The organism is Rothia nasimurium, assembly GCF_035916755.1.
Taxonomy (GTDB): domain Bacteria; phylum Actinomycetota; class Actinomycetes; order Actinomycetales; family Micrococcaceae; genus Rothia.
In genome coordinates, this window is record NZ_JAYWIX010000001.1 from 217,813 (window position 1) to 242,617 (window position 24,805).

General features: G+C 59.3%; 20 protein-coding genes and 1 pseudogene. 17 read left to right on the top strand and 4 right to left on the bottom strand.

From position 1 onward, the window contains the following. The first annotated feature begins 25 nt into the window (after positions 1–25). The 6 genes from VSX42_RS00975 (at position 26) to VSX42_RS01000 (ending at position 7,384) form a co-directional block, all read left to right on the top strand. Positions 26–1,696: a hypothetical protein gene (locus VSX42_RS00975; protein ID WP_326502559.1), complete on the top strand. Its 1,671-nt coding sequence runs from the start codon at positions 26–28 to the stop codon at positions 1,694–1,696. Between the two features lie 68 nt (positions 1,697–1,764). After that, the gene (locus VSX42_RS00980) at positions 1,765–3,000 is read left to right on the top strand and encodes a CapA family protein (protein WP_326502560.1); all 1,236 of its coding nucleotides are present in this window, start codon (positions 1,765–1,767) and stop codon (positions 2,998–3,000) included. Between the two features lie 126 nt (positions 3,001–3,126). Next, on the top strand, positions 3,127–4,008 hold the full coding sequence (locus VSX42_RS00985) for a cytochrome (RefSeq protein ID WP_283489288.1): 882 nt from the start codon (positions 3,127–3,129) through the stop codon (positions 4,006–4,008). Positions 4,009–4,031: 23 nt separating this feature from the next. Next, positions 4,032–4,631 carry a peptide deformylase gene (gene def, locus VSX42_RS00990; protein WP_237185335.1) on the top strand — a complete coding sequence of 200 codons (600 nt, stop codon included), beginning with the start codon at positions 4,032–4,034 and terminating at the stop codon, positions 4,629–4,631. A 36-nt stretch (positions 4,632–4,667) separates the two neighbouring features. Next, positions 4,668–5,594, top strand: coding sequence for a methionyl-tRNA formyltransferase (gene fmt / locus VSX42_RS00995; protein ID WP_326502561.1), 927 nt, complete (start codon positions 4,668–4,670; stop codon positions 5,592–5,594). Positions 5,595–5,596: 2 nt separating this feature from the next. Continuing rightward, positions 5,597–7,384: an RsmB/NOP family class I SAM-dependent RNA methyltransferase gene (locus VSX42_RS01000; protein ID WP_418950752.1), complete on the top strand. Its 1,788-nt coding sequence runs from the start codon at positions 5,597–5,599 to the stop codon at positions 7,382–7,384. Between the two features lie 116 nt (positions 7,385–7,500). Here the strand turns inward: VSX42_RS01000 and VSX42_RS01005 are convergent, their stop codons facing one another. Further along, complete coding sequence (locus VSX42_RS01005; protein ID WP_326502563.1) at positions 7,501–8,853, bottom strand: Na+/H+ antiporter family protein; 1,353 nt, start codon at positions 8,851–8,853, stop codon at positions 7,501–7,503. Positions 8,854–9,102: 249 nt separating this feature from the next. Next, positions 9,103–9,753: a hypothetical protein gene (locus VSX42_RS01010; RefSeq protein ID WP_326502564.1), complete on the bottom strand. Its 651-nt coding sequence runs from the start codon at positions 9,751–9,753 to the stop codon at positions 9,103–9,105. A 107-nt stretch (positions 9,754–9,860) separates the two neighbouring features. On the opposite strand from VSX42_RS01010, the gene rpe reads away from it, so the two are divergent. Together rpe and VSX42_RS01020 are read left to right on the top strand one after the other, a co-directional pair. Then, entirely contained in the window at positions 9,861–10,526 is a 666-nt protein-coding gene (gene rpe, locus VSX42_RS01015) for a ribulose-phosphate 3-epimerase (RefSeq protein WP_326502565.1), read from the top strand. Positions 10,527–10,532: 6 nt separating this feature from the next. Next, positions 10,533–11,327, top strand: coding sequence for a tetratricopeptide repeat protein (locus VSX42_RS01020; protein WP_326502566.1), 795 nt, complete (start codon positions 10,533–10,535; stop codon positions 11,325–11,327). A gap of 6 nt (positions 11,328–11,333) precedes the next feature. On the opposite strand, the gene VSX42_RS01025 is transcribed toward VSX42_RS01020, so the two are convergent. Beyond that, positions 11,334–11,636 (bottom strand): hypothetical protein, encoded by a 303-nt coding sequence (locus VSX42_RS01025; protein WP_326502567.1) that lies wholly within the window; start codon positions 11,634–11,636, stop codon positions 11,334–11,336. A 69-nt stretch (positions 11,637–11,705) separates the two neighbouring features. Beyond that, positions 11,706–11,972, bottom strand: a pseudogene (locus VSX42_RS01030) (MFS transporter); the annotation flags it as partial. A gap of 352 nt (positions 11,973–12,324) precedes the next feature. On the opposite strand from VSX42_RS01030, the gene pnuC reads away from it, so the two are divergent. The 9 genes from pnuC to VSX42_RS01075 all read left to right on the top strand — a co-directional run bounded on the left by pnuC (position 12,325) and on the right by VSX42_RS01075 (position 24,731). Continuing rightward, the gene (pnuC, locus tag VSX42_RS01035; protein WP_326502568.1) at positions 12,325–13,035 is read left to right on the top strand and encodes a nicotinamide riboside transporter PnuC; all 711 of its coding nucleotides are present in this window, start codon (positions 12,325–12,327) and stop codon (positions 13,033–13,035) included. Between the two features lie 2 nt (positions 13,036–13,037). Next, positions 13,038–14,093 carry a bifunctional diaminohydroxyphosphoribosylaminopyrimidine deaminase/5-amino-6-(5-phosphoribosylamino)uracil reductase RibD gene (gene ribD / locus VSX42_RS01040; protein WP_326502569.1) on the top strand — a complete coding sequence of 352 codons (1,056 nt, stop codon included), beginning with the start codon at positions 13,038–13,040 and terminating at the stop codon, positions 14,091–14,093. Between the two features lie 39 nt (positions 14,094–14,132). Continuing rightward, complete coding sequence (gene ribB, locus VSX42_RS01045) at positions 14,133–15,545, top strand: 3,4-dihydroxy-2-butanone-4-phosphate synthase (RefSeq protein WP_418950750.1); 1,413 nt, start codon at positions 14,133–14,135, stop codon at positions 15,543–15,545. Next, complete coding sequence (locus VSX42_RS01050) at positions 15,535–16,158, top strand: GTP cyclohydrolase II (protein ID WP_326502570.1); 624 nt, start codon at positions 15,535–15,537, stop codon at positions 16,156–16,158. Before ribB ends, VSX42_RS01050 begins: the two co-directional genes overlap by 11 nt. Before the next feature lie 90 nt (positions 16,159–16,248). Continuing rightward, positions 16,249–16,719, top strand: a complete 471-nt coding sequence (gene ribH, locus VSX42_RS01055) for a 6,7-dimethyl-8-ribityllumazine synthase (protein ID WP_326502571.1) — start codon at positions 16,249–16,251, stop codon at positions 16,717–16,719. Between the two features lie 255 nt (positions 16,720–16,974). Beyond that, positions 16,975–17,238, top strand: coding sequence for a phosphoribosyl-ATP diphosphatase (locus VSX42_RS01060; RefSeq protein ID WP_083093058.1), 264 nt, complete (start codon positions 16,975–16,977; stop codon positions 17,236–17,238). Between the two features lie 24 nt (positions 17,239–17,262). Further along, entirely contained in the window at positions 17,263–18,108 is an 846-nt protein-coding gene (hisG, locus tag VSX42_RS01065; RefSeq protein WP_326502572.1) for an ATP phosphoribosyltransferase, read from the top strand. An 81-nt stretch (positions 18,109–18,189) separates the two neighbouring features. Further along, a complete protein-coding gene (gene hisF / locus VSX42_RS01070) occupies positions 18,190–18,951 on the top strand; it encodes an imidazole glycerol phosphate synthase subunit HisF (protein WP_326502573.1) in 762 nt (253 codons plus the stop codon). 926 nt (positions 18,952–19,877) lie between these two features. Continuing rightward, the gene (locus VSX42_RS01075; protein ID WP_326502574.1) at positions 19,878–24,731 is read left to right on the top strand and encodes a DEAD/DEAH box helicase; all 4,854 of its coding nucleotides are present in this window, start codon (positions 19,878–19,880) and stop codon (positions 24,729–24,731) included. The last annotated feature ends 74 nt before the right edge of the window (positions 24,732–24,805 follow it).

Here is a 24,805-nt window from a genome sequence, read left to right on the forward strand (position 1 = left end):
CCCTCAACGAAGAAGATGCTCCCCCGTGACCGTCCACCGCCATATTCCCGCTGCTGCAAGCTTGCTAGCTGCCTGCGTCCTGCTCCTGACCGCCTGTAGTACACCTGCCACGACCGCAACCAACCAAGTGCCCATGGACCAGCTGCTCACCGTGCAGGCACCCACCGGCACACCCGCCACCGAGCTGGAATGGGCGGACGGCCCCCACGCCCCTGCCGACCGCCAGGTTGAGGAGCGCGTGTGGGCTGAGGACGACAGCGTGAAACTCCACCAGGTAGATGTAGGGAACGTGACGGTGGGGGACTTCACCGCCCCGGCCCGCGGCACCTTCGCCGAATCCAGGAGCACTGCTGGCCCCAAGCCGCTGATCGTCATTAGCCACCTGCGCGGCCCTAACTGCACCGGGGAAAACTACGCCTACCCCTGCCCCAGCGGGACCGAAGAGATCCGCTATGACCGGGGCATGAACTACCTGGCCCATGAGCTGGCAGCCCAGGGCTACGACGTGCTGATTCCCGACTTAGGGCCGGTCTTTATCGGGTCGGATGTGGAAGGTGCCTACGACCAGCGAGAACTCTGGAAGGCCGTGGTTACCGAACTTATATCAGCTGCCCAGAGCCCCAACGACGCTACCGGTATCACCTTGGATGACGCGGGCGATATCACTCAGGGGCAGGTCGGCCTGCTGGTTCATTCGCGCTCCGCCAGCATGATTGAAGCTGCCCAAGAAGTCTTCGGCGACGCGCTCAAGAGCGTCATGGCCTACGGGCCCTACTACGCGACCGAAACCCCCGAGACCTTTGCACCGGCTCTGCCCGATGTGCCCTACCTGTCGCTGACCGGGGAGCTTGACCAGGACGTCAAAACCGCTGGTAACCGCCTGCTCACCCGCTACCTGGCTACCCCGCGCATCGCCCCTGCCTACGAGGTGGGTGTTGAGGGGCTGGGGCACCTGTCCGTGAACCGGGCTCTATCTGCGGCGGGAGTCGATGACCGCGTCGGCTGCGACCTGATGGACTGCCCCGACACCGCCACCCACGAGAAGGTTCTCACCGAATCAGCAACCAGCTGGTTCGCAGCTACTATGCCTATCGAGGGCTACCAGATGGATGCAGAGAGCGATATCGACCTGGCGCCGGTTGTTCCGGCCTCGTCCGCCGCCCTGCCCACGTCCTTCCCCCAAGACCTCGTTGGCCTGCCCACCCGCTGGCTGGCGGCCACCCACCGCCCCGAGGCCACCAGGCTAACGGCTCTTGACCTTACCCACAGTGGGGACTCAACCCTCTGCACCCTGCCCGAGAACGTGGTAGCTGCCGCGGGGGCGTCCGCCTGCCACGAGCCCCAGGCTGGTGTGGCTGAATCCACCGTGCCGCTGCTGACCTTTACCCACACCACCCTGACGGGCTCCTGGCCCGCAGCCGATGCCCTGGCCCTGCACCTCATGCCCTTCGGGGCGCCCGCCGACCAGCAGGGCTTGCAGGTCACCATCACCACCGACCGCGGGCGCCACACCGCGACCCTGCCCGCCAGCACCCCGGCCATTGCCGGTCGGGTAACGGACTATAGCGACGGCTACTACATGCCCTCGACCGTCCGCCTGGCTCTGCCCAAGGAGCTGAAGGGAGCGACGGTAACGTCCATCGAGTTGCAGGGCGGGGCTTCAATCTACGCCCTGGCAGGCGTAGACATCTGGTAACAATGTGTGCCCTGCGGCACCTTTAGGTAGGGTTGTGGTGGTAACACCCCTGCTGAAAGGACCCCACCGTGCACCGTCGTCTCTTTGCCTTCCTCTGCCTGAGCACCCTGGCCCTGGCAGGTTGTAGCTCGCAGGAGACCAACCCGCAGGCGACGGAAAGTAGCGGGGCGGACGCCGCCGCTCAGCAGGACGGGCAGGGGCAGGTGGCACGCGCAGATGCAGGGCAGGCCAGCGAATCGGGTACCCTGACCGCTTCAGCCGCCGGCGGGGCCTGCGGCGAGGCGGACTGCGTCTCCCTGCTCTTTACCGGTGATTTTCTGATGCACAATATGCTCTGGGACCAGGCAGAGGCTGACGCGGCGGCAGCTGGGAACACAGGCCTGGACTTTACACCCCTCATCAGCGAACAGCGCCCCTACCTAGACCGTGCTGACCTGGCGGTCTGCCAGATGGAAACAGTGGTCGCCGATGCGGATGGCCCCTTTTCTGGCTACCCCAACTTCAACGTGCCGCCCCAGATTCTGACGGCGGCCGCTGAAACCGGGTGGGACGTCTGCATGACGGCATCCAACCACTCCTACGACCAGGGCACCGAGGGGCTGGAGCGAACCTACCGCGCGGTTGAAGCAGCGGGAATGGGTGTTACCGGCACTTCTCTCACCGAAGAAGAGGCAGCCCAGCCCGATATTTTCACCACCGCCAACGGCGCCCGGGTAGCAATTATCACCGGAACCTACGGGCTCAACGGTTACGTTCCTGAACACCCCTGGCAGGTCGATATGCTCGACTCAGCAGCCATGATTGCTAAGGCTGCCCGTGCCCGCGAAGAGGGCGCTGACCTGGTCATTGCCAACATGCACGCTGGCGATGAGTACGTGCACGAGCCCTCTGCCCAGCAGGTCGAGGTGGCACACGCTCTCGTTGATTCAGGGGAGTTCGACCTGATCGTGGGCCAGCACGCCCACGCCGTACAGCCCATCGAATACTACAAGGGAACCTGGATTGTCTACGGCATGGGGAACAACCTCACCGAGCTTTCACCCTCCTACGTTGCCAACAACGAGGGAATTATGGTCAACCCTATTTTTGAGCGAGGGGAGGACGGCACCTGGCAGGTGCGCGATTTCCGCTGGGTTTCTAGCACCATGGTCGATAACCCTGCCTACCGTTACTGCATTACCTCACCCAGCCGTCCTGCCTCCCACTGTGTTGATGAAGACTACGCTCAGCAGTCCAATGCCCGTATCCAGCAGATTGTTGAGTCTATGGGGGCAGCTGAGGCCGGTGCCCGCCAGTGGAGCTAGGGTAAGCGGTCTAACCCGCTCGCCCTCTCGTGCCCGGGAAGAGAGGTGCGTATAATCGATAGAGCGCCAGATACGCTGTGAAGGCTGGGCGCTTTTCGATTTTTCTCCCGACGTCAGGACGGCCGCGTGACCACACCCATGCTAGCGTCAGCAACCGACCACGGTCGCATGTACGCGCGCACGGTCGGCGGGGAGCTACTGGTTCCCTCGATTACCACGGTGATTGGGCAGCAGGCTAACGACCTCTCGGGCTGGCACGGCTATATGGCGGCCAAGGCCGCCCTCGAAGACCAGCGGTCCTACCGGGCCACCAGTTCAGCCGGGCTCAAGTTCGCAGTGATTCGGGACGCGGCGGCAGCCTCAGAACGTTACCGGGACGCCGCAGCGGCCAGGGGCGATCGCGTGCACAATTACGCGGAACAGGTAGCCTTGCGCGCCATGGGCCTGCCCCACGAGGTAGAGGGCTATCGCGAGAACCTCATCGCCCACGGGGAACAGGCCTACGCCGACCGCTTTGACGAGTGGTGGGACCTCTACCGCCCCAAGCCCCTGGCCACCGAAGTGACCATCTGGAACGAAACCGTGGGCTATGCCGGTACCCTCGATCTGGTCGCCGAAATTGCTGGTCACACCTGCATCATCGACTACAAAACCAAGGGCACCGACCGCAAGGGGCGGGTCAAGCCCCTGGACGATAAGGTGGTCATGCAGCTGGTCGCCGGTGTCAAAGCAGAAGAAGCACTGGTTGACGCTGAACACGGCAGCTGGGAGCCCTGGCAACACGGGGGAGCGAGCATCCTCATGGGTGTTGCCCTGGGCGAAACCCAGGTGGTACCCCAGCAGGCCAACCCCCGGGTACTAGAACGTAACTGGTACAAGTTCTGCGCCCTCAAACGGGTCTGGGACCTCAACCGCGACCTCTCCGAAACCCCCGAAGACTCCCTCATGCCGGTAGTTCCGCCCCCGGCAGCTACCGGAACAGACCTACCCGACGCAGCGGCGTCCTAACCTCACCGACGAGAAAGAGAAGCATGACTATTCTGCCCATTCGCACTGTAGGCGACCCCGTTCTGCGCACCGAGTGCGACGACATCACCGTGTTCGACGCCGACCTTGAAAAACTGGTGGCCGACATGCTTGAAACCATGTACGACGTAGAGGGTGTAGGTTTAGCTGGGCCCCAGGTGGGTATCTCTAAGCGCATCTTTACCTTCGGCAACATTGACGGCCGCGAGGGGCACATCATCAACCCTGTGCTTGAGGTAGGCGACGAACCCCAGGAGGGTGGCGAGGGCTGCCTGTCGGTCCCCGGCCTGTCTGCCGCCACCCCGCGTAAGAACTGGGCACGGGTTACCGGCGTGAACTGCAAGGGTGAGCCGGTGGTCTACGAGGGCGAGGGGCTCTTTGCCCGTATGCTCCAGCACGAAACCGACCACCTCTACGGCACCATGTTCATTGACCGGGTTGAGGGAGAGGACAAGAAGAATATCTGGCGCAAGATTCGCCAGGCAGATTACAACCAGGTTGCCGCTGCTGTGCAGGGTGAACGCGCAGCGAAAACCTCATCGGGCTTTGGTGCCCTGGGTGGTTCCTTCGGCGCTGCTAAAAAGCCCGGCGCTTTTGGTATCTAAACCTGCTGGTTCGAAAGTTTAAGTGGAAAGGTAAGCATGAAGGTTCTCTACGCCGGTACCCCGGAGGTCGCCGTCGCGCCTCTGAACGGCCTGCTTGAGGCGGGCTATGAGGTGGTGGGGGTGCTCACCCGCGAGGACGCCCCCGTGGGGCGCAAACGGGTGTTGACCCCGTCCCCGGTGGCAGCCCGCGCCCAGGAGCTGGGCCTGCCTATCATCAAGGCTAACCGCTGGTCCGATGAGGTTGCGGACGCCGTTGCGCAGCTGGGTGCCGATATTGCGGCGGTGGTGGCCTTTGGCGTCCTGCTGCCGCAGAGCGCCCTCGACCTGCTGCCCCAGGGCTGGATTAACCTGCACTTCTCGCTGCTACCTGCCTGGCGCGGGGCAGCTCCTGTGCAGCGGGCCCTAATGGCGGGGGAGACCGAGATTTTCTCCAACACCTTCCGTATTGATGCCGGTCTCGATACCGGCCCGGTTTTCCGGTCCGAATCGGCGCAGGTAAGGGAACTTGATACCGCCGGGGATATGCTCAACCGCCTGGCTTCAACCGGCGGCGCCCTGCTGGCTGCTACCTTTGACGATATTGCCGCAGGTGCTACCGGCACTCCGCAGTCCGGCGAAGCCACCCACGCAGCCAAGCTCACTATCGACGATGGCAGGGTGGATTTTGCCCGTTCCTGCGCTGATATTATTGCCCAGCTGCGCGGTGTGACCCCCGAACCCGGGGCCTGGGCTGAACTCGACGGAGCCCGCTTCAAACTCGGTATGGCCAAGACCAGCCAGGCGCAGCCCGTGGGGGAGCCCGGAACCCTCTTCTGGGCCGGTAAAAAGGTGGCTGTCACCTGCGCCGACGGTGCTCTAGAACTGACCCAGGTGCAACCTGCAGGCAAGAAAATGATGAACGCCGCCGACTGGGCGCGCGGTCAGGGCTCGGCCCTGGCAGAAGGGAAAGTGGTGCTGGTATGAGCATGAACGCAGGTGGACGCGGAGCAGGCGGACGCTCAAACGGCGGTAAGGGCCGGGCGGGGGCTAACCGCTCCGGTGCTAACCGAGCTGGCCAGGGCCGCAGCGGGGCTCGCAAGCGCGACGACCGCACCCAGCAGGGGCAGGCCGGGGGTACCCCGAACCCCCGTGGCTCGCGCGGTAACCGCAACCCCGGTGGCGAGCACCAGGCCAAGCGCGGCGGTGGGGGAGAGACCCGCCGCAATGCTAAGGGGCACGAGCGCAACCGCAAGGCGGTCAAGGACCGGGCGTTTTCGGCGTCCGCTCCCTCCCAGCGCGCCCGCACAGCAGATAGGGCCCGCGCCGTGGCCTTTGAGGTGCTGAGCGCTGTTGCCCTGGACGACTCCTACGCGAACCTGGTGCTGCCCAAGGCGATTCGCTCTGCCCGGCTTGATGCCCGCGATGCTGGTTTTGCCACCGAGCTGACCTACGGCACCCTGCGCAACCAGGGCACCTACGACGCGATTTTGGCTCACTGCGTTGACCGCCCGGTGGAGAAAATCGGTACCAAGATTCTGCTGGTGCTGCGCCTGGGCGTCCACCAGCTGGTGGCTATGCGCGTGCCCGACCACGCCGCCCTTAACCAGACGGTTGCCCTGGCCCGCGCCGAGATCGGCACCGGCCCGGCTAACTTTGTGAACGCGGTACTGCGCAGGGTTTCTGAGCGAACCCCCGAAGACTGGTACGCCCTTATCGCCGAGGAAGCCCCCGACGAGCTCACCCGCTTGGCCCTTGAGAAGTCTCACCCGGCCTGGGTGGTGCGCTCCTTCCGACAGGCTCTGGCTGCCCACGGCCGGACCCCCGGCGAGGTTGAGGCCCTGCTGGATGCCGATAACGCCTCACCCGTGGTCAACCTGGTTGCCCTGCCGGGCCTGGGAACCCTGGACGAAGCCCGCGCCGCCGGTGCCGAGGACGGCCCTCTAGTCGAGGGCTCCGCCCTCTACTCGGCAGGCGACCTTGCCCGCCTTGAATCGGTGCGGGAGGGGGTTGTGCGTGCCCAGGACGCCGGTTCCCAGCTGGTTGCCCGCGCCCTGGCTGATGCTCCCCTTGAGGGCAACGACAGCAACTGGCTTGACCTCTGCGCCGGCCCCGGTGGCAAGGCAGCCCTGCTCGGTGCCCTGGGCGCCCAGCGCGGGGCCCGACTGCTGGCCAACGAAGCTGCTGAACACCGGGCCGAGCTGGTGCGCCGCTCCCTGGCCCCGCTGCCGTCCGCCTCCTACTCGGTAGTGGCCGGTGACGGCCGCCAGATTGAGCGCACCGTCGCTGCTGGTGCCAACCTGCCCGAGGGTATGCCCCGCGATGTGCGCTTTGACCGCGTCATGGTCGATGTGCCCTGCTCCGGCCTGGGTGCCCTGCGCCGCCGCCCCGAAGCCCGCTGGCGCAAGAGCCCCCGCGACATCGCTGAACTGCTGCCCCTGCAACTCGACCTGTTTAAGGCAGCAGCATCAGTTACCCGCCCCGGCGGCCTGATCGCCTATGTAACTTGCTCACCTCACACCGCAGAAACCCAGAGCATCGTGCACGATATTCTGCGCAAGGTCGATGTAACCCTGTTGGACTCCGGTGCTGCCCTGCGGGCCGTTGCCCGCAGGGACGAAACGGGGGCGTCCGTCCTTGCCGGGGAACTGGACCCCGCCTTCACCCCCGAAGCGCCCAAGGGAGCGACCCTAGCGGAGGGGGCTACGACCGCCCAGCTCTGGCCGCACATCCACGGCACCGACGCTATGTTCTTCGCCCTCTTCCGCAAGAACTAGGCACTCAGTCCTCACCGCAAATTCATGGCCACCCCACTGAACACGAGGGGACCTGAAAACTAAAAAGGACCGCATATTATGCGGTCCTTTTTAGTTTTCAGATCCCCTTGCCGGGGTTAGAGCACCATAGCAGCTACCCAACCTGCAATCAGCAGGGGGATGTTGTAGTGGATGAAGGTGGGAATCACCGAGTCACGGATGTGGTCGTGTTGGCCGTCCGCGTTCAGACCGGCGGTGGGACCCAGGGTGGAGTCGGAGGCGGGGGAGCCCGCGTCGCCCAGGGCACCTGCGGTACCGATAATAGAAACCGTAGCCAGGGGCGAGAAGCCCAGGGCCAGGCAGAGGGGCACATAGATGGTGGTGATAATGGGCAGGGTAGAGAAGGACGAGCCGATGCCCATGGTGACGATCAAACCCACTACCAGCATGGCCATGGCAGCTGCTGCCTTGTTGCCCGCGAAGAGGTCAGCCACGGTGGTCACCAGGGGATCCACGTCGCCAGTGGCATCCATAACCGCGGCGAAACCCTGGGCCGAGATCATGATGAAGCCGATCAGGGCCATCATGCGCATACCCGCGGTGAAGACGTCGTCGGCCTCCTTCCACTTGACCGCACCGGTCACCATGAAGATGGTCAGGCCCACCAGGGCACCGACCAGCAGGGAGTTGGCCTCGGTGCCCATGGACTGCATGACCACCTGAACCACGAAGGTGGCGATAATAGCGATGATTGCAACGACCACGTTGAACTTCTTGACCTCGGTGGTTGTGCTCTCGGTGGGGGCTAGCTCTACGGTCTGGTAGGCGCGGGGCTTGCGGTAGCTAAAGAAGATGGCAATGAGCAGGCCAACGACCATGCCCAGGGCGGGGATAGCCATGGCGGTCATGACGTTGATGCCGCTGGTATCCATACCAGCGAGCCTGATGTTGCCCAAAAGAATATCGTTGAGGAAGATCGCGCCGAAGCCTACGGGCATGTACATGTAGGTGGTTACCAGGCCGAAGGTGAGCACACAGGCAATGAGTCTGCGGTCGAGCTTCAAGCGGTTAAAGACAGCCAGCAGGGGCGGAATAATGAGCGGAATGAAGGCGATATGAACGGGAATCAGGTTCTGCGACATAATCGACATGGCCAGAATACCGGCCAGCAGCAGCCACTTGACGGTGTATTCGATGCGATGGTTGGTCTCTGAGCTTTCTGAGCCGACCTTGGCAATAATGCCGTTGGCGATGAGCTGGGGCAGACTCGAGCTGGAAACCGCCATGGCGAAAGCACCGAGCAGGGCGTAGGAGAGTGCCAGCATGGCACCACCCGAGAGGCCCTCCTGGTAGGCGACCATGGTGCCGTCCAGTCCGAGCCCGCCGAGAAGGCCGCCCACGAGAGCTCCGATGAAGAGCGCCAGGACGACGTGTACGCGTGCTGCGGAGAGGACGAGCATGACCAGGACCGCAAGCAGAACCGAGTTCATAGTTTTCCTAACCGTTGAATAAATATGAGTAAATTTTAGCTTTTACCTTTCAACCTGATGGGCTGTGAAAGGGGCCTTCTGTCTGTGATAGTTCTTATGTTTAGCGTGGTACTAGCGACTTGGGGCGCATGGACGACACCTTCCTGATAGCAACGAGGATTCGACATGGCTTATACAGGAGGGTGCTGTTAATTAAATTTTTTACTTTATGATTGTGGTTTATTCAAAAAGTATTGCAGGTTCATATCGTTAACGTTGATGTGTGGGGGATGGCCGGTGTAGTCCCTCGTGATCCTGAACCCATGTCATACCAGTGGCATCCGTGAAGATTAGTTCTGTTACCATCCATTTGGGGCTGTTGAGGACAGGATGGCTTGGAGTGGCTGTGTTACTGTAAGGTTGCCCGTAAGCCCAATGCCAGTCAATAGCTTTGAGAGATTTCTCTTTACCTGGGTTTGGCCGGTATTCAAATGAATATTTACCCGGCGGGACGACAGGAACATCAAGTTTGACCTTTTCATTAAAGGTCGGCTTATAGGTTTTTTCAGCTGGATGCCAGTATGAAAGGCGGGTGTTGACAGTAACTTGAACGTCTTTGACCGGGGTTACAGAGGTGTTCTCAATAATCACTCGGTTGCTAAATCTGTCACAGGTCTCTACCCAGCTTGCAATTGCAGATGCTTGAGTTCTTTCGAGTTGTTCCTGGGCCGCAAAGTCTCGCTGCTGTTCGATGGTAAGCTGATGCTGCATCTGATCAATTTGTTTGTTGACAGCCACAAGTTGCTCTTTGCCAGCTTCCATTTGTCCTTTAGCGTAGCGGGCTGCGAATATGGCTGCTATAAGTGCGGCAGCTGCAGTGAGAGCAGAAATAATTTCTGAGAGATTTCCTAGTGTTTGCATACATTCTCCTGGGTGAGTGTAGTCATATCCTATGATAAATTGGTGATTTTTTCCTTGGATACCAGGTGTAACGCTATGGAGAAAGATATTTTTTGAACGGAGCCTGTATGACCTGCCTTATTAACCCCTCCATTTTGAGCGCTGACTTCTCCCGGCTGGGGGAGGAGCTCACCGCTATCTCGACCGCTGACGCCGCCCATATCGATGTGATGGACGGCCACTTTGTTCCCAACCTGACCTGGGGGCTGCCCGTTGTGAAGCGTCTCAAAGAGGTCTCGCCCATTCCTTTTGATGTGCACCTGATGATTGAGGACGCCGACCGTTGGGCCCCCGCCTACGCTGAGGTTGGTTGCGAGTCGGTGACCTTCCACGCTGAGGCCGCTATCGCTCCCATCAAACTGGCCCGCACCCTGCGTGAAAGCGGTGCTAAGGCGGGCATGGCCCTGCGCCCTGCCACTGGCGTTGAACCCTACATGGATATGCTCAGCGAACTCGACATGCTCCTAATTATGACTGTTGAACCGGGCTTTGGCGGCCAGGCCTTCCTTGACGTCACCCTGCCAAAGATTAAGCGGGCGGCTGCCGCCATTGAGGGCTCAGAGGCTGAGGTGATTCTGCAGGTTGACGGTGGTATCACCGAAGAAACCATTGTGCGCGCGGCCGAGGCAGGTGCCACCTGCTTTGTTGCCGGTTCCTCTATCTACGGTGCGGACGACCTTGAAGCCGCTATCGCGGGCCTGCGCCGGGCTGCCGCGTCCGCCCACACCCACTAGGACGCCATGACTCAGAACCTAACTCCCCTTGAAGAAGCCGACCGCGAGCTAGCCCGCGCCCAGGAACTCATCGCTACCGGGCAGCTGGCCGATGCCCTACCCGCTCTGCAGGCCGCCGCCGGTGGTTTTGAGAGCGCTGGCGAAGTCTTCGGGCAGATTCTTGCCTTGAAAATTTTGAGCGAGGTCAACCGAGACCTGGGCAATCCCACCCCTGCTCTTACTCAGGTGACCCGTGCCCACGCCTTACTGGCTGAAGCTAAACCCGATGCCGAGCAGCTGCCCGACTTCGCCACCGAGGTGGGGTCCCTGCACGCTGAATTGGGAGACTTCGAGCGTTCCAAGACCTGGTACACCCAGGGGCTGCGCGGATATGAAGCCCAAGGGAATGCTGAGGGGCAGGCCCACAACCTGGTGGCGTTGGCGGGACTTGCCCGACAGGCCCAGGATGAAGCTGGTGCCCAGAGCTATCTGGCCCAGGCGTACGAGCTGTATGCCGCGGGCAATCACAGGGTTCAGCTCATGCACGTGCGCAATGCCCAGGCTCAAGGGTTGTTGGCAACAGGGGATGCGGACGCTGCCCGCCCCTTGCTCGCTGAAGCTCTTGACCTTGCCCGTGCACTAGAAGACCACGCCTTCTTAGGGGAAACCTACCAGCTACTTGCCCTGGTCACAGCTCAAAGCGGGGACACGGACGCCGCCCAGGGCTACCTGATGCAGGCGGCGCAGCACTACGCCGCCGCTGGGGATGCCGATAATGAGACCTTTGTGAAGGAGCTGCTGAACCGGCTCCCCGGCAGCTAGTTTGCCTTAGGCCAGGTTCTTCTCGGCCCGCTCGGCAGCCTGCTCGTTGCCCATAGAGCGGTGGATGGTGGCCAGCATGCTGTAGTAGGCTGCGGCGTCCTCTGACCCGGCAACCAGTACAGGCTTAGCCAGGGTGAGAACGTTCAGGGCCTGCTTGCCCTGGCCCTCGTCCAGCAGTTTCTGGGCGCCCTTCACAGCACGGGCGACAGCCTGATCGGGCTTGCGCTTGACCAGGTGCGCCACGGCACCGTGCTCCTGCTTGAAGGTGGTATCACGTTTTTGAATATTGGCGGGTTTCGCGTCAGACACAGCTCACCTAAGGTCGGGGGTAGAAAACTTTATGCACCTCAAGTGTAGCGACTGATGACCGTCTCGGGGTTAGGCGAGCTGCCTGCCACGGGTTTCAGGCAGCAGGAAGGTCGCGCCAGCTGCAGTGCAGAAGGCTAGAGCAAACAAAACGAAGAGCCCCAAAACACCTACCAGCGGCAGCAGGGCGGGCACGAGTAGGGGGGCGGTGATAGAGGCTAGACGGCCGAAGCCGGCAGCCGCACCCGTACCGGAACCGCGCAGGTGGCCGGGGTAGAGTTCTGGGCCGATGGCGTAGAGGGCACCCCAGGCACCCAGGTTGAAAAAGGAGAGTATGCAGCTTAGCGGGAATTAAGTCACAATATGACGGTTACAGCCGCCTGCCGTGCTATAACTTGAAGAGTAAAAGAAAAAATATCGTGCTCCGGGACCCGGTGAAAATCCGAACCTGCGGTGATAGCCCGCTAATTGACGGCACATCCACGTGCCCGATACCTGCAAGGTGGAATTCCTTGGCAGACAGTACAGTCTGGATGGAAGGTAGCACGAGCAAACCGTAAGGTGCCCCCCGCGGCATCTGCCGTACCCGACTGCCCGGCCCGCCGACGTCCTGACTAACGCCCACCGAAGCTAGCCAACGCCGGGTACACTCGATTTGTTCTCCCGGAGCCACTCGCTTTGGGAGTTTTTTATGGATTTCTTGCGGTGGCTCTTCGACGCTCAAATTGCGATTGGCGATAACCAGTCCCTCTTGGTGCGCGAAGTCCTTGGCAACATCTTTGGCCTACTATCAGCCCTCGGCGGCATGCGCCGCAAAGTCTGGGCCTGGCCCGTCGGTATTCTCGGCAACCTGCTTCTGCTCACCGTCTTCTTAGGCACCCTCTTCGGGTCAACCTACGGCACCGCTAACCTGCTGGGGCAGGCAGGCCGCCAGATCATGTTCATCGCTGTTTCCATCTGGGGTTGGTACCGCTGGAACCAAACCCGCAAGACCGGCGACGCAGGCCAGGCAGCAGTGATTCCCCAGTGGGCCAGCTGGCGCGAACGAGCCTTCATCGTGGCCTTCATGCTGGTCGGCACCGGCGTTCTGACCCCCATCTTCCGCGCCCTGGGCTCCTACGAACCGGTCTGGTCAGACGCCTGGATCTTCACCGGCTCCCTGCTCGCCACCTACGGCATGGCTAAGGGCTGGGTGGAGTTCTGGCTGGTCTGGGCCGCCGTGGACGTGGTCGGTGTGCCCCTGCTCTGGTCAGCAGGTTACTACGCCAGCGCTTTCATGTACCTCTTCTACGGGGCCTTCACCCTCACCGGCTTCTTCGTCTGGTGGCGCACCCGCAACCGCGAAATGGGCAAGGTTGAGGTCGAAACAGCCTTCCCCGACCCCACCGTGGATGTACGCTAACCATGGCACTCTTTACCGACACCCAGGCCATGGGCCTTGCCCTCGATAAAGCCCGCAAGGGCGTGCGCGGGGCTAACCCCCTGGTGGGCGCCGTCATTGTGGACGCCACCGGGCAGCTCCTTGCCACCGGCTGGCACCGCGGCGCCGGCACCCCCCACGCCGAAGCCCACGCCCTAGCAAACGCGCGCGAAGCCGGCATCGACGTGCGTGGTACCCGCATGTACGTCACCTTAGAACCCTGCAACCACACCGGCCGCACCGGCCCCTGCTCGGTCGCCATCGCTAAGGCAGGAATCGCCGAGGTCATCTACGCCTATTCTGATACCACCGAGCACGCCGCCGGGGGAGCCACCTACCTGCGCTCCCAAGGCATCACCGTGCGCGGCGGGGTACTCGAGAACGAAGCCTACGCCCTCAACGCCCGCTGGTTCGCAGCGGCTGCCGGGAAGCGTCCTTTCGTCACCGCCAAAATTGCCAGCTCACTCGACGGCTACATCGCAGCCGCCGACGGAACAAGCCAGTGGATCACCGGGGAAGAAGCCCGCACCGACGGCCACGCCCTGCGCGCCCGCGCCGACGCCATCATGGTCGGCACCGGCACCGTGCAAGCCGATAACCCGCAGCTCACAGCAAGGACGGGCACTGGGCAGCTTGCCGAGCAGCAACCGCTGCGCGTGGTCATGGGTACCAGCCAGCTTGTAGACGGGCACCTGGCCGAGGCCGTAGCAGAGGGCACAGCAATTCACCTGCCAATCCGAGACCCCCAGCAGGCTCTTACCGAGCTCTACGCACGGGGCGTGAAGCACCTGCTCCTGGAAGGCGGCCCCACCCTCATCACCGCCTTCATGCGCGCCAACCTGGTCGACGAACTCTACTGGTACCGAGCGCCCCTGCTGCTCGGCGCCGGAAAACCAGCCCTGGGCGACCTCGGCATCAGCAGCCTGAACCAGGCGGGGCGCTGGCAGCTCGACCATCTCACCCACCACCCAGCAGCGCAAACCTTGGGAGCGGACGTCCGCACCCGGCTTGTGCCAGCAAACGGAATAGAAACCCGATAAGGTGCGCCCGATAGACGCAGCGCCGCGTGTGACCCTCTCATGTCTCGCGCTGGGGCGCTCGACATGATTCATGCCAGCCCCACGCCAACACGCGGCGCTGCCTCTATCGGCCCCACCCTCCCACCTAAGGACCTCATGTTTACCGGAATCATTGCCGCTGTCGGCACCGTAGAATCTCTTGAACCCGTACTCGATAGCTCGGGCCGGGTTGAATCAGCCGTTGTGACGATCAATGCTGGCCCGATTATCGACGACCTGGAACACGGCGGCTCCCTGGCCGTCAATGGCGTCTGCCTGACCGCTACTCGCACCCGTGAGCTTGCCGACGGCTACTTCGCTGCCGACATGATGGGTGAAACCCTGCGCCGCACCAACCTGGGGCAGCTGGCCCCTGGCGCGCGCGTCAACCTTGAGCGCTGCATGCCAGCCGACGGCCGCTTTGACGGGCACGTCGTGCAGGGCCACGTGGACGGGCTCGGCACCGTGGTCAAGGTCGAAGACCACGAATCCTGGCGTACCGTGCGCATACGCGTGCCGCGAGATATGGCAGCCCACCTGACCGAGAAGGGCTCCATTACTGTCTCGGGTGCGTCGCTGACCGTCACCGCCGTATCCCACCCGCAGGCCGACACCCACTGGTTCGAAGTAGGTCTGATCCCTGCCACTCTTGAAGCCACCACCTTAGGTGAGCTGACCGTGGGTGATACCGTCAACCTCGAAACCGACGCCCTCGCCAAGTACGTGCAGCGTATTCTGGCGGTATCGGGGTCGGTAGCTGGTCTAGGCCTTACCCCCACCGGTAGCGCTGGCGGTGGCACCCAGCACCGCGCCGCCGCCCTCGACACCATCGACCGGGCGATTGCCGAAATTGCCCGCGGCGGGGCCGTCGTCGTGGTCGATGACGAAGACCGCGAAAACGAAGGCGACATCATCTTCGCCGCTGAACACGCCACCCCTGAACTCATGGGCTTCACCATCCGCTACACCTCCGGTGTCATCTGCGCCCCTATGAGCGCCGCACGGGCAGATGCCCTGGGCCTGCCGCCCATGGTTGAGGTCAACGAGGACACCAAGGGCACCGCCTACACCGTCACCTGCGACGCCCGCGACGGCGTCACCACCGGCATCTCAGCCGCTGACCGGGCGTGCACCGTTCAGGTACTCGCCGACCCGGCGTCCTCTGCGGGAGATTTGACCCGTCCCGGCCACGTGCTGCCCCTGCGCGCGGTCGACGGGGGAGTGCGCCAGCGCCCCGGCCACACCGAAGCAGCGGTAGAGCTCTCCCAGCTCGCGGGCCTCTCGGGGGTCGGCGTGATCTCTGAAATCGTGAACGACGACGGCACCATGATGCGCTTCGACGCCCTACGCGCCTTCGCCACCCAACACAACATGCCCATGATTTCCATCGCTGACCTGGTCACCTACCTGCAGGAGCGCGACAGTGACCGATAAAAACACCCTGGTAGCCAGCAGCGAGCCGGTGCTGGTGCCCACCCCTCACGGTACCTTCGCCGTGTCTGCCTACGAGTTTGCCGACGGCACCGAGCACATGCTCGCCACAGCGGTCGGTGCGGACAGACGCCCCCTCGCCTCTGGGGAGGAAGGGCAAGACCACCTGGTTCGGCTCCACTCCGAGTGCGCTACCGGTGACCTGCTAGGCTCCTACCGCTGCGACTGCGGGCCCCAGCTAGAAAAAGCCCTCGCCACCGTGCAAGAGATGGGCGGTTCTGTGCTGTACCTGCGTGGGCACGAGGGCAGGGGGATTGGCCTGGTGAATAAGCTCCGCGCCTATGCCCTGCAAGATGCCGGGGACGACACCCTCGACGCCAACCTACACCTGGGCTTCCCAGCTGACGCGCGGGACTACACCCAGGCGTCCGCCATCTTGAAAGCAGCCGGGCTGACCCGCGTCCGCCTACTCACCAACAACCCGGCCAAGGCCGAAGCCCTGGCCGAGCTGGGAGTACAGGTCACAGGGCTGGTGCCCGACGTGATTGCACCCCGGCCCGAAAACGAGCGCTACCTCGCCACCAAACGCGACCGTATGCGCCACATCCTCAACTAGGTACCATCTGAGTCAGAAAAACCCATCTAGTTTGTGGTCATTTCTGAATTAGTTGGTACCTACCCCCACCCCAACCCTAAGGAGAACACCATGAGCGGAGCAGGAGCACCCGCCCCCAAACTCAACCCCGCAGACACCGCAGGTCTGAAGGTCGCCGTGATTGCGGCGTCCTGGCACACCCAGATTATGGACGGCCTGCTCGACGGCGCCCAGCGCGCGGCAGCGGATGCCGGTATCGAACCGACCATCGTGCGCGTGCCCGGCACCTTTGAACTGCCGGTAGCCGCCGCAACCCTGGCTGAGAAGTACGATGCGCTCGTCGCCCTGGGCGTGGTCATCCGCGGCGGCACCCCCCACTTTGACTACGTCTGCGACGCAGCTACCAGTGGCCTGACCAAGGTCTCTGTAGAAACCAAAACCCCCGTCGGGTTTGGCGTGCTGACCTGCGACACCGAAGAGCAGGGCATCGACCGTGCCGGCCTGCCCGGCTCCACCGAAGACAAGGGCTACGAGGCAATGGCGGCGGCGCTGGAAACCGTGGTGGCCCTGCGGGGGCTCTAAAGATAGGTGGGCTTTAAAGCGGCCCACCCCACCTAGGCTCAAGCCTTGACTGTAACGGAAAGTGCCATCTGCTTGTTCTTTTGACGCGCAGATGGCATTTTCAGTTACATTCAGCCGCCTGCACCGGCCCTCGCCCCTGCCTTGGGCGCGGGGCAGGCGTCCGTCCGCGCATCTCACCCTGCACGCGTGCCCGAAAGATGAAATCTGCTCCTACCCGGTAAGCCCAGCTGCCTAAAGAGGAGTAGGCTAGTGACCGTGAAGAACTTTGAAACCCTATTCGCAGAGCTAGCCGAAAAGGCCCAAACCCGCCCCGAGGGATCCGGCACCGTTGCGGAACTCGACAAAGGCGTGCACTTTATTGGCAAGAAAATCGTAGAAGAAGCAGCCGAGGTCTGGATGGCCGCTGAATTCCAGTCTGACGCAGAGTTCGCCGAAGAAGCTTCACAGCTGATTTACCATTTGCAGTGCATGATGATCGCCAAGGGACTGACTCCCGAAGATATCTACAAGTACCTCTAAACCACCACTGCAAAGGAAAAACCTATGCTGCGCGTTGCAGTTCCTAACAAGGGCATGCTCTCTCAGGCTGCCATCACCATGCTCACCGAAGCGGGCTACCTCCAGCGCCGCGACTCCCGCGAGCTGGTGCTCGTTGACCAGGACAACGAGGTTGAATTCTTCTACCTGCGCCCCCGCGACATCGCCGTGTACGTGGGCGAGGGCACCCTGGACGTCGGTATCACCGGGCGTGACCTGCTGCTCGACTCCGGCACCCACGCTGAGGAAGCACTCAAACTCGATTTTGCCCGCTCCACCTTCCGTCTGGCCGGGCCCACCGGTACCTACACCGACCCGTCCGAACTTGACGGTAAGCGCATTGCCACCAGCTACAAGCGCCTGCTGACCGACTACCTGGAACGCTCCGGTATCAATGCCTCAGTCGTACGCCTGGACGGTGCTATTGAGTCCTCAATTCGCCTGGGCGTTGCTGACGCCATCGCCGACGTCGTGGAAACCGGCAACACCATGCGCGCCGCTGGTCTTGAACCATTTGGCGACCCGATTATGCGCTCCGAGGCCCTGCTGATTAAGCGCCCCGGGGTTGAGGACCACGCCGGTCTTGAGCGCCTCCAGCGCCGCCTGCAGGGTGTGCTGATTGCCCGCCAGTACGTCATGATTGACTACAACATCGAGGAGGCTAACCTGGGTGCGGCTAAGGAACTGACCCCCGGCCTGGAAGCCCCGACCATCTCGCCGCTCTCGCGCGAGGGTTGGGTTGCCGTGCGCTCCATGGTGCCGCGCAAGGCAGCGAATAAGGTCATGGATTCCCTCTACGAGATCGGTGGCCGCGGCATCCTGGTCACCGCCATTCAGGCTGCGCGCCTGTAACCTTACCCGGCGGCATCCTTGCCCCTGATATGGGCGGACGCCGCCGCTTCAGTTTTGCTTTCAAGGAAAGGGGGCGCGCCCGTGGGTGTTGCCATTCGTGTTATTCCGTGTCTTGATGTGGACGCCGGTCGCGTGGTCAAGGGCGTTAAGTTTGAGGGTCTGCGCGATGCTGGCGACCCGGTAGAACTCGCCAAACGCTACAACGCTGAGGGTGCCGATGAGCTGACCTTCCTGGACGTCACCGCCTCTTCTTCTGACCGCCAGACCACCTTCGATGTGGTGTCGTCGACCGCCGAGCAGGTCTTTATCCCGCTGACCGTGGGCGGAGGAGTGCGCACTGCTGAGGACGTCGACCGCCTGCTACGCACCGGCGCCGATAAAGCCTCTATCAATACTGCGGCTATTGCCCGGCCCGAGGTAATCAACAAGATTACCGAGCGGTTTGGTTCCCAGGTGCTGGTGCTCTCTGCGGACGCTAAGAAGTCGGACGCTACCCCCTCGGGGTATGAGGTGACCACCCATGGCGGCCGCACATCCACCGGGCTTGATCTGCTTGAATGGGTTGCTGAGGCCCAGGAGCGCGGCGCGGGCGAGATCCTGCTGAACTCCATTGATGCCGACGGCACCAAGGCCGGCTTTGACCTACCCATGATTCGTGCGGTGCGCTCTGTTGTCACCGTACCACTGATTGCTTCGGGCGGCGCGGGCGCCGCCGAGCATTTCCCACCCGCCATCGAAGCAGGGGCGGACGCCGTCCTGGCAGCTTCAATTTTCCACTTCGGCGAGGTCAGCATTGGGGAAGTGAAGGACGCAATCCGAGCGGCGGGGTACGAAGTACGGTAGGAGAGGACAAGACAAGTAAGGCTCACCAGGCTCACGCTGGATGGAGCCCAGCAGATTCCGAGCGCGCGAGGAAATAAATCTGCGGGCGGAATAGGCGCAAGCCTGACCCTCACGCCCCGCCTTACGGCCGATTACGTTAGCTCTTGTGTGCTCGCGCGCTCGCACTCGCTCACTTCATCCGAGCCAACAGCTTCGCTGTGAGCCTGGCTGGCCTTACCACTCCGAGCGGAATTCCGAAAATGAAACCTAAAGGGCTTTAGCGTTTCTCTGTAGCTAGACGGCTAAATGCTTTTTCGAGGTCTTTGATGGGCAGGCTGTTGTGCAGAGACTTTGCCTGTAGAGCATAGAGACTCCGTTTTGCGTCTATTAGCCCATCTGTGCCACGCGTATGTTCGGTGTGTGAGCGACGAGTTGTAGTTTCGCTACTGGTCTTTAGTACCTTTTTAGCTTTTCTGACTGCTCTGCACATTGCAGAATTCACAGCGCTAATAGTCATTTCCTACCCTCCTATCCTAGGTATGACGTATTTGTTCTCTAACGTAGAGCCTATCGTTCTTACTCTATTTCTGGGAAGAGGGCTGGTAGTCCTTAACCATATCGAGAACTGCTTTGGCCTGGTACTTCCCGCCCGCCACTGAGATCGGCGCGGAAGCCTAGTTTGCAGCTATAATTTTCCACTTCGGCGAAGTCAGCATTGGGGAAGTCAAGGGTGCAGTCCAAGCGGCGGGGTGCGAAGTTCGGTAGGAAAGTATCTTGATGATGACTACTGGTTGTTAGTTCAACCTTCTATAGCCCTTTTGGGGCTACTAGTAATAATTTTCCTTCAGATGGTGAGCCCCTAATTAACACCTCAAAATTAAAGGGCGGTGGCTCTCTAAGGGTAGGATTACGGTAGTTGCTCATTCCGCACACAAGAGGGGAATATTATGTCTACCACGCTCGAAAATTTACTGGACCATTACCGTAACAGCTCGACTAGCCCTCGCGACCTCGGTGACTGCTTGGAACTATTATTTCGTCAGTACCTAGTCAATGATGGTGTTCAATCCCAACAGTACTCTAAAGTTTGGCTCTGGAACGAATGGCCTGAACGCAAAAACTTCGGCGACATCGGTATCGACCTGGTAGCACAACGACTGGACGGCGGACTCACCGCAATCCAGTGTAAGTTCTACAAAGAAGACCACACCATTGTGAAGGGCGACATCGACTCCTTCCTCTCTGCATCATCGCGCCGCCCCTTCACCCACCGCGTTCTTGTCTCTACCACATCGAAATGGTCTAAGAACGCAGAGGAAATGCTGGATTCCCAGCTGATGCCTGTACAGCGTATCGGTCTAAGCCAGATGGAAGAATCCAACATCGACTGGTCTACTTTCAACTTCGACCGCCCTGAACAAAACGTTCAAACCGTTCAGAAGAAGTCCCTGCTGCCGCATCAGCACAAAGCAGTCAAAGAAACTATCGAAGGCTTTGAAGAAGCAGACCGCGGCAAGCTCATCATGGCATGTGGTACCGGTAAGACATTTACCGCACTCAAGATCGCTGAAAAGTTTGCAGAGAAGAACGACGGCCGTGCCCGAGTGCTCTTCATGGTTCCGTCTCTAGCTCTCATGTCTCAATCTATTAAGGCATTTTCAGACGATACCGAGTTACCCCTGCACGCTTACGCGGTCTGCTCCGATACTAAGGTAGGGCAAGGGCGCCGTGCCACCGCCAACGACACCGGCGACACCAAAATTGAAGACCTCCAGATTCCAGCAACCACAGACGGTCTGACCCTTGCAGCAGCTTTGGAAAACAACGAACTCGATGAAGGGCTCACCGTTGTTTTCTCTACCTACCAATCTGTTGATGCGGTGACCGCTGCTCAAAACGCTGGTGTTCCTGAGTTCGACCTTATCATCTGCGATGAAGCACACCGCACCACCGGTGTTACTCTACCTGGTGAAGATCAGTCTCACTTCGTTAAGATTCATGATAACGACTTGGTACGCGGCGATAAGCGCCTCTACATGACAGCAACCCCTCGCCTCTTCAACGACAACGTGAAGAACAAGGCAAAAGAAGCCGACGCTGTTCTGACTTCAATGGATGATGAAGCGAAGTTCGGCCCGGTTTTCCACCGTATAGGTTTTGGTGAAGCTGTAGAGCAGAAGCTTTTGACTGATTACAAGGTGATGGTGCTCGGCGTTGATGAAAACCAAGTTACGTCATCATTCCAGGGCGTTCTTGCCGACGAATACAATGAGCTGAACATTGATGACGTGGCTAAACTTATCGGTTGCTGGAATGGACTTTCAAAGCGTCGAGGCGGTTCTTTTGAAACCAGTTTCGGTGACGACCTCGCACCCATGAAGCGTGCGGTTGCCTTCAACAAGTCCATCAAGGCTTCACAGAACATCGCCAACGAGTTTGAAGAACTCGTCCGCGTGCACCTGCGTAACCTCGATAACGAAGACCCGACCGATGATCTTAGCGTCCAGGTTCAGCATATTGACGGTGGCTTTAACGCTCAGGCTCGTGCTGAGCGTTTGAATTGGCTGAAAGAAGATATCGAGTCTGAGAATCCGGTCTGCCGTATTCTCACGAACGCTCGCTGTTTGACCGAGGGCGTGGATGTTCCCAACCTTGACGCGGTTCTCTTCCTCAACCCGCGTAACTCTATGGTTGATGTGATTCAGGCTGTTGGTCGCGTGATGCGTAAGGCTGAGGGCAAAAAGTACGGTTACATTATTCTGCCCATTGCTATCCCTGAAGGCGTGTCCACGGCTGAGGCTCTTTCTGATAACAAGCGTTACAAGGTGGTCTGGCAGGTTCTTCAAGCTTTGCGTGCTCACGATGAGCGTATGGATGCAGCTATTAACCAGATTCAGCTCAATGATAAGAACCCTGAGTCTATTGTGGTTGAGATGATTGACCTACGTAAGAACACCGGTTCTTCTGAGGGCATTGGCTCTGCTGATGCTTCAGATGCTGGCGAGTCTGATTTTCCGGCCAGTAGTAGCCCGCAGGGTATTCAGGGCTTGTTGAATTTCCCGGCTGAAGAGTGGAAGGACGGCGTTTACGCCAAGATCGTTGATAAGGTCGGCACCCGTGAATACTGGGACGACTGGTCGAACGATATTGCCTCTATCGCTGGTAAGCACATCTCCCTGATTAACAGCCTGCTAGAAAATGCTGATGATGAACTTGAGAGGGTTTTCTCTGAGTTCGTTGAGGGCTTGCAGACTATCCTAAACCCTGCGATTGACCGTGCTCAGGCGGTTGAGATGCTGGCTCAGCACCTGATTACTAAGCCTGTCTTTGACGCGATGTTCGCTGGCCATAAGTTCACCGAGATGAACCCGGTCTCTATGTCTATGCAGAACGTGGTGGACTATCTGGGTTCTAATGCGGCGTTTGAGCGTGAGCGTCAGTCCCTGGAACCTTTCTACGAGTCGGTACAGAAGCGTGTGGCTGGCCTTGATAGTGCTGCTGGTAAGCAGGAGACAATTAAATACCTCTACGACCGTTTCTTCCAGAATGCCTTCCCGCGAGTTGCGGATCGCTTGGGTATTGTCTTTACTCCGGTTCCTGTGGTGGACTATATTCTTCGTTCTGCTGATGCTGTTTTGCAGGATGCTTTTGGTAAGTCCTTATCTGATGAGGGTGTTTCGATTATTGAGCCTTTTGTGGGTACGGGGACTTTTGTAACTCGTCTCTTCCAGCTGGGTTTGATTCGTCCGCAAGATATGCGGCGTAAGTACACTCGTGAGCTCTACGCCAATGAGCTGGTGTTGCTGTCTTACTATATTGCGGCAATTAATATTGAGACTGCTTATGCTGAGGCGGCTGATGCAGCTGGTGTTGGCGGCGAGTACCTACCTTTTGAGGGCATGGTGCTGACTGATACTTTCCAGTTGTCGGAGTCTGCACGTCATTTGGATGTGCCTGGTTTTAAGGCAAATAGTGAGCGTGCGGCTCGTGAATTGGAGCAGGATATTCAGGTGGTGGTGATGAACCCGCCCTATTCTGCTGGTCAGACGAGTGCCAATGATAATAACCAGAATGAGAAGTACCCGGCTTTGGATGCTTCGATTGCAAACACCTATGCCAAACTCTCAACGGGTACCAATAAGAACAGCCTCTACGACTCCTACATTCGCGGTATTCGTTGGGCCTCTAACCGTGTGACGGGAGACGGCGTAATTGCTTTTGTTTCGAACGGTTCCTTTATTGACGGCAATAGTGCAGATGGTATTCGTAAGACTTTTGTGAAAGAGTTTTCGAAGATATATGTTTACAATTTGCGCGGTAATCAGAGGACATCGGGTGAGCAGTCTCGCCGTGAGGGCGGCAAGATTTTTGGCTCGGGTTCCCGTACGCAGGTTGCTATCTGTCTCTTAGTGAAGAAAGCAGGCTTCACTGGTTCTGCTGAGCTACTCTATCGGGATATTGGTGATTATCTGTCTCGTGAGGAGAAGCTGGATATCCTCAGCAAAGAGGAGTCTATTCTGGGTACTGAGTGGGAGCTGATTACCCCGAATGAAGCGGGTGACTGGATAAACCAGCGCGATGAAAAGTATGACTCGTATCAGCCAATTGGTGATAAAGAAACCAAGGGTAAGAAAGATACCCCAGCCGTTTTCCAACTGTACTCTAGCGGTCTTAAAACTAACCGTGATGCTTGGGCATATAACTTTTCAAAGAACAACCTCGAATCAAATATGCGAAGCATGATTGACTTCTATACAAGCCAGATTGAACTAGCCGAACCTGTACTAGATTCAACACAGATTAGCTGGAACAGATCACTGCTTAAATATCGTGAGCAAGGGAAAGAGCTTTCTTTCGAACAGGATTCTGTCAGGGCGTCGTATTATCGTCCGTTCTGTAAGCAAACCGCGTATTTCAATCGTGAACTTAACGATATGATTTATCAGTTGCCGAAGTTGTTTCCATCACCACAACATTCAAATATCGCATTCTTCACGACAGGCGTCGCGGTTCCAAAGCCGTTTTCTTTGTTAGTGACAAATGTTCTTCCCGATTTGAATATTCTTACGGCTAACCAGGTATTTTCTCTTTATACGTATGAACCCATTGTCGATACTGATGGTGGTTTCAACTTTGAGATTATGGATGGTGAAGTCGTTGGCGGTTACGTTCGTAAGGATAACATCACTGATACAACTCTGAAGAAGTATCGGGAATACTATGAAGATTCTTCTATCACTAAGGAAGATATTTTCTACTACATCTACGCTCTTTTGCACCATTCCGAATATCGTGAAAAATATGCAGCTGACTTAAAGAAGATGCTGCCACGTATTCCTCTGGCTCAGGGCTTCTCAGAGTTTGTGAAGGCCGGCAGAGAACTGGCTGACTTGCATCTGAACTATGAGTCTGCTGCGCTTTACCCTCTGAAGGTTGTATATAAGAAGGATGTTCCTAATTCCAAAGATGCGCAGTATGACTTCTTCAGGGTTAAGAAGATAAGCTTCGGCAAGGGTAAGGATCAGAGTAAGATTATCTATAACGAGAACATCACTTTTGAGGGTATTCCTGAGGAAGTCTATGAGTATCAGGTGAATGGTCGTTCTGCTATTGCGTGGATTATGGAGAGCTACCAGGTGAAGACACATAAGGACTCTCAGATTACGAATGACCCGAACGATTACTCTCGTGAGGTAGGCAATCCCCGCTATATCGCAGACCTGCTACAACGTATCGTGACGGTCTCACTAGAGACTCAGAAGCTGGTCAATTCTCTGCCGAAGTTTGAGGTAACCGAATAAGAACAAGAGGTGGTGGCTAAGGGTTTCCTTAGCCACCATAACTTTTGGGAGATACTAAAATAGACTTGCTATTT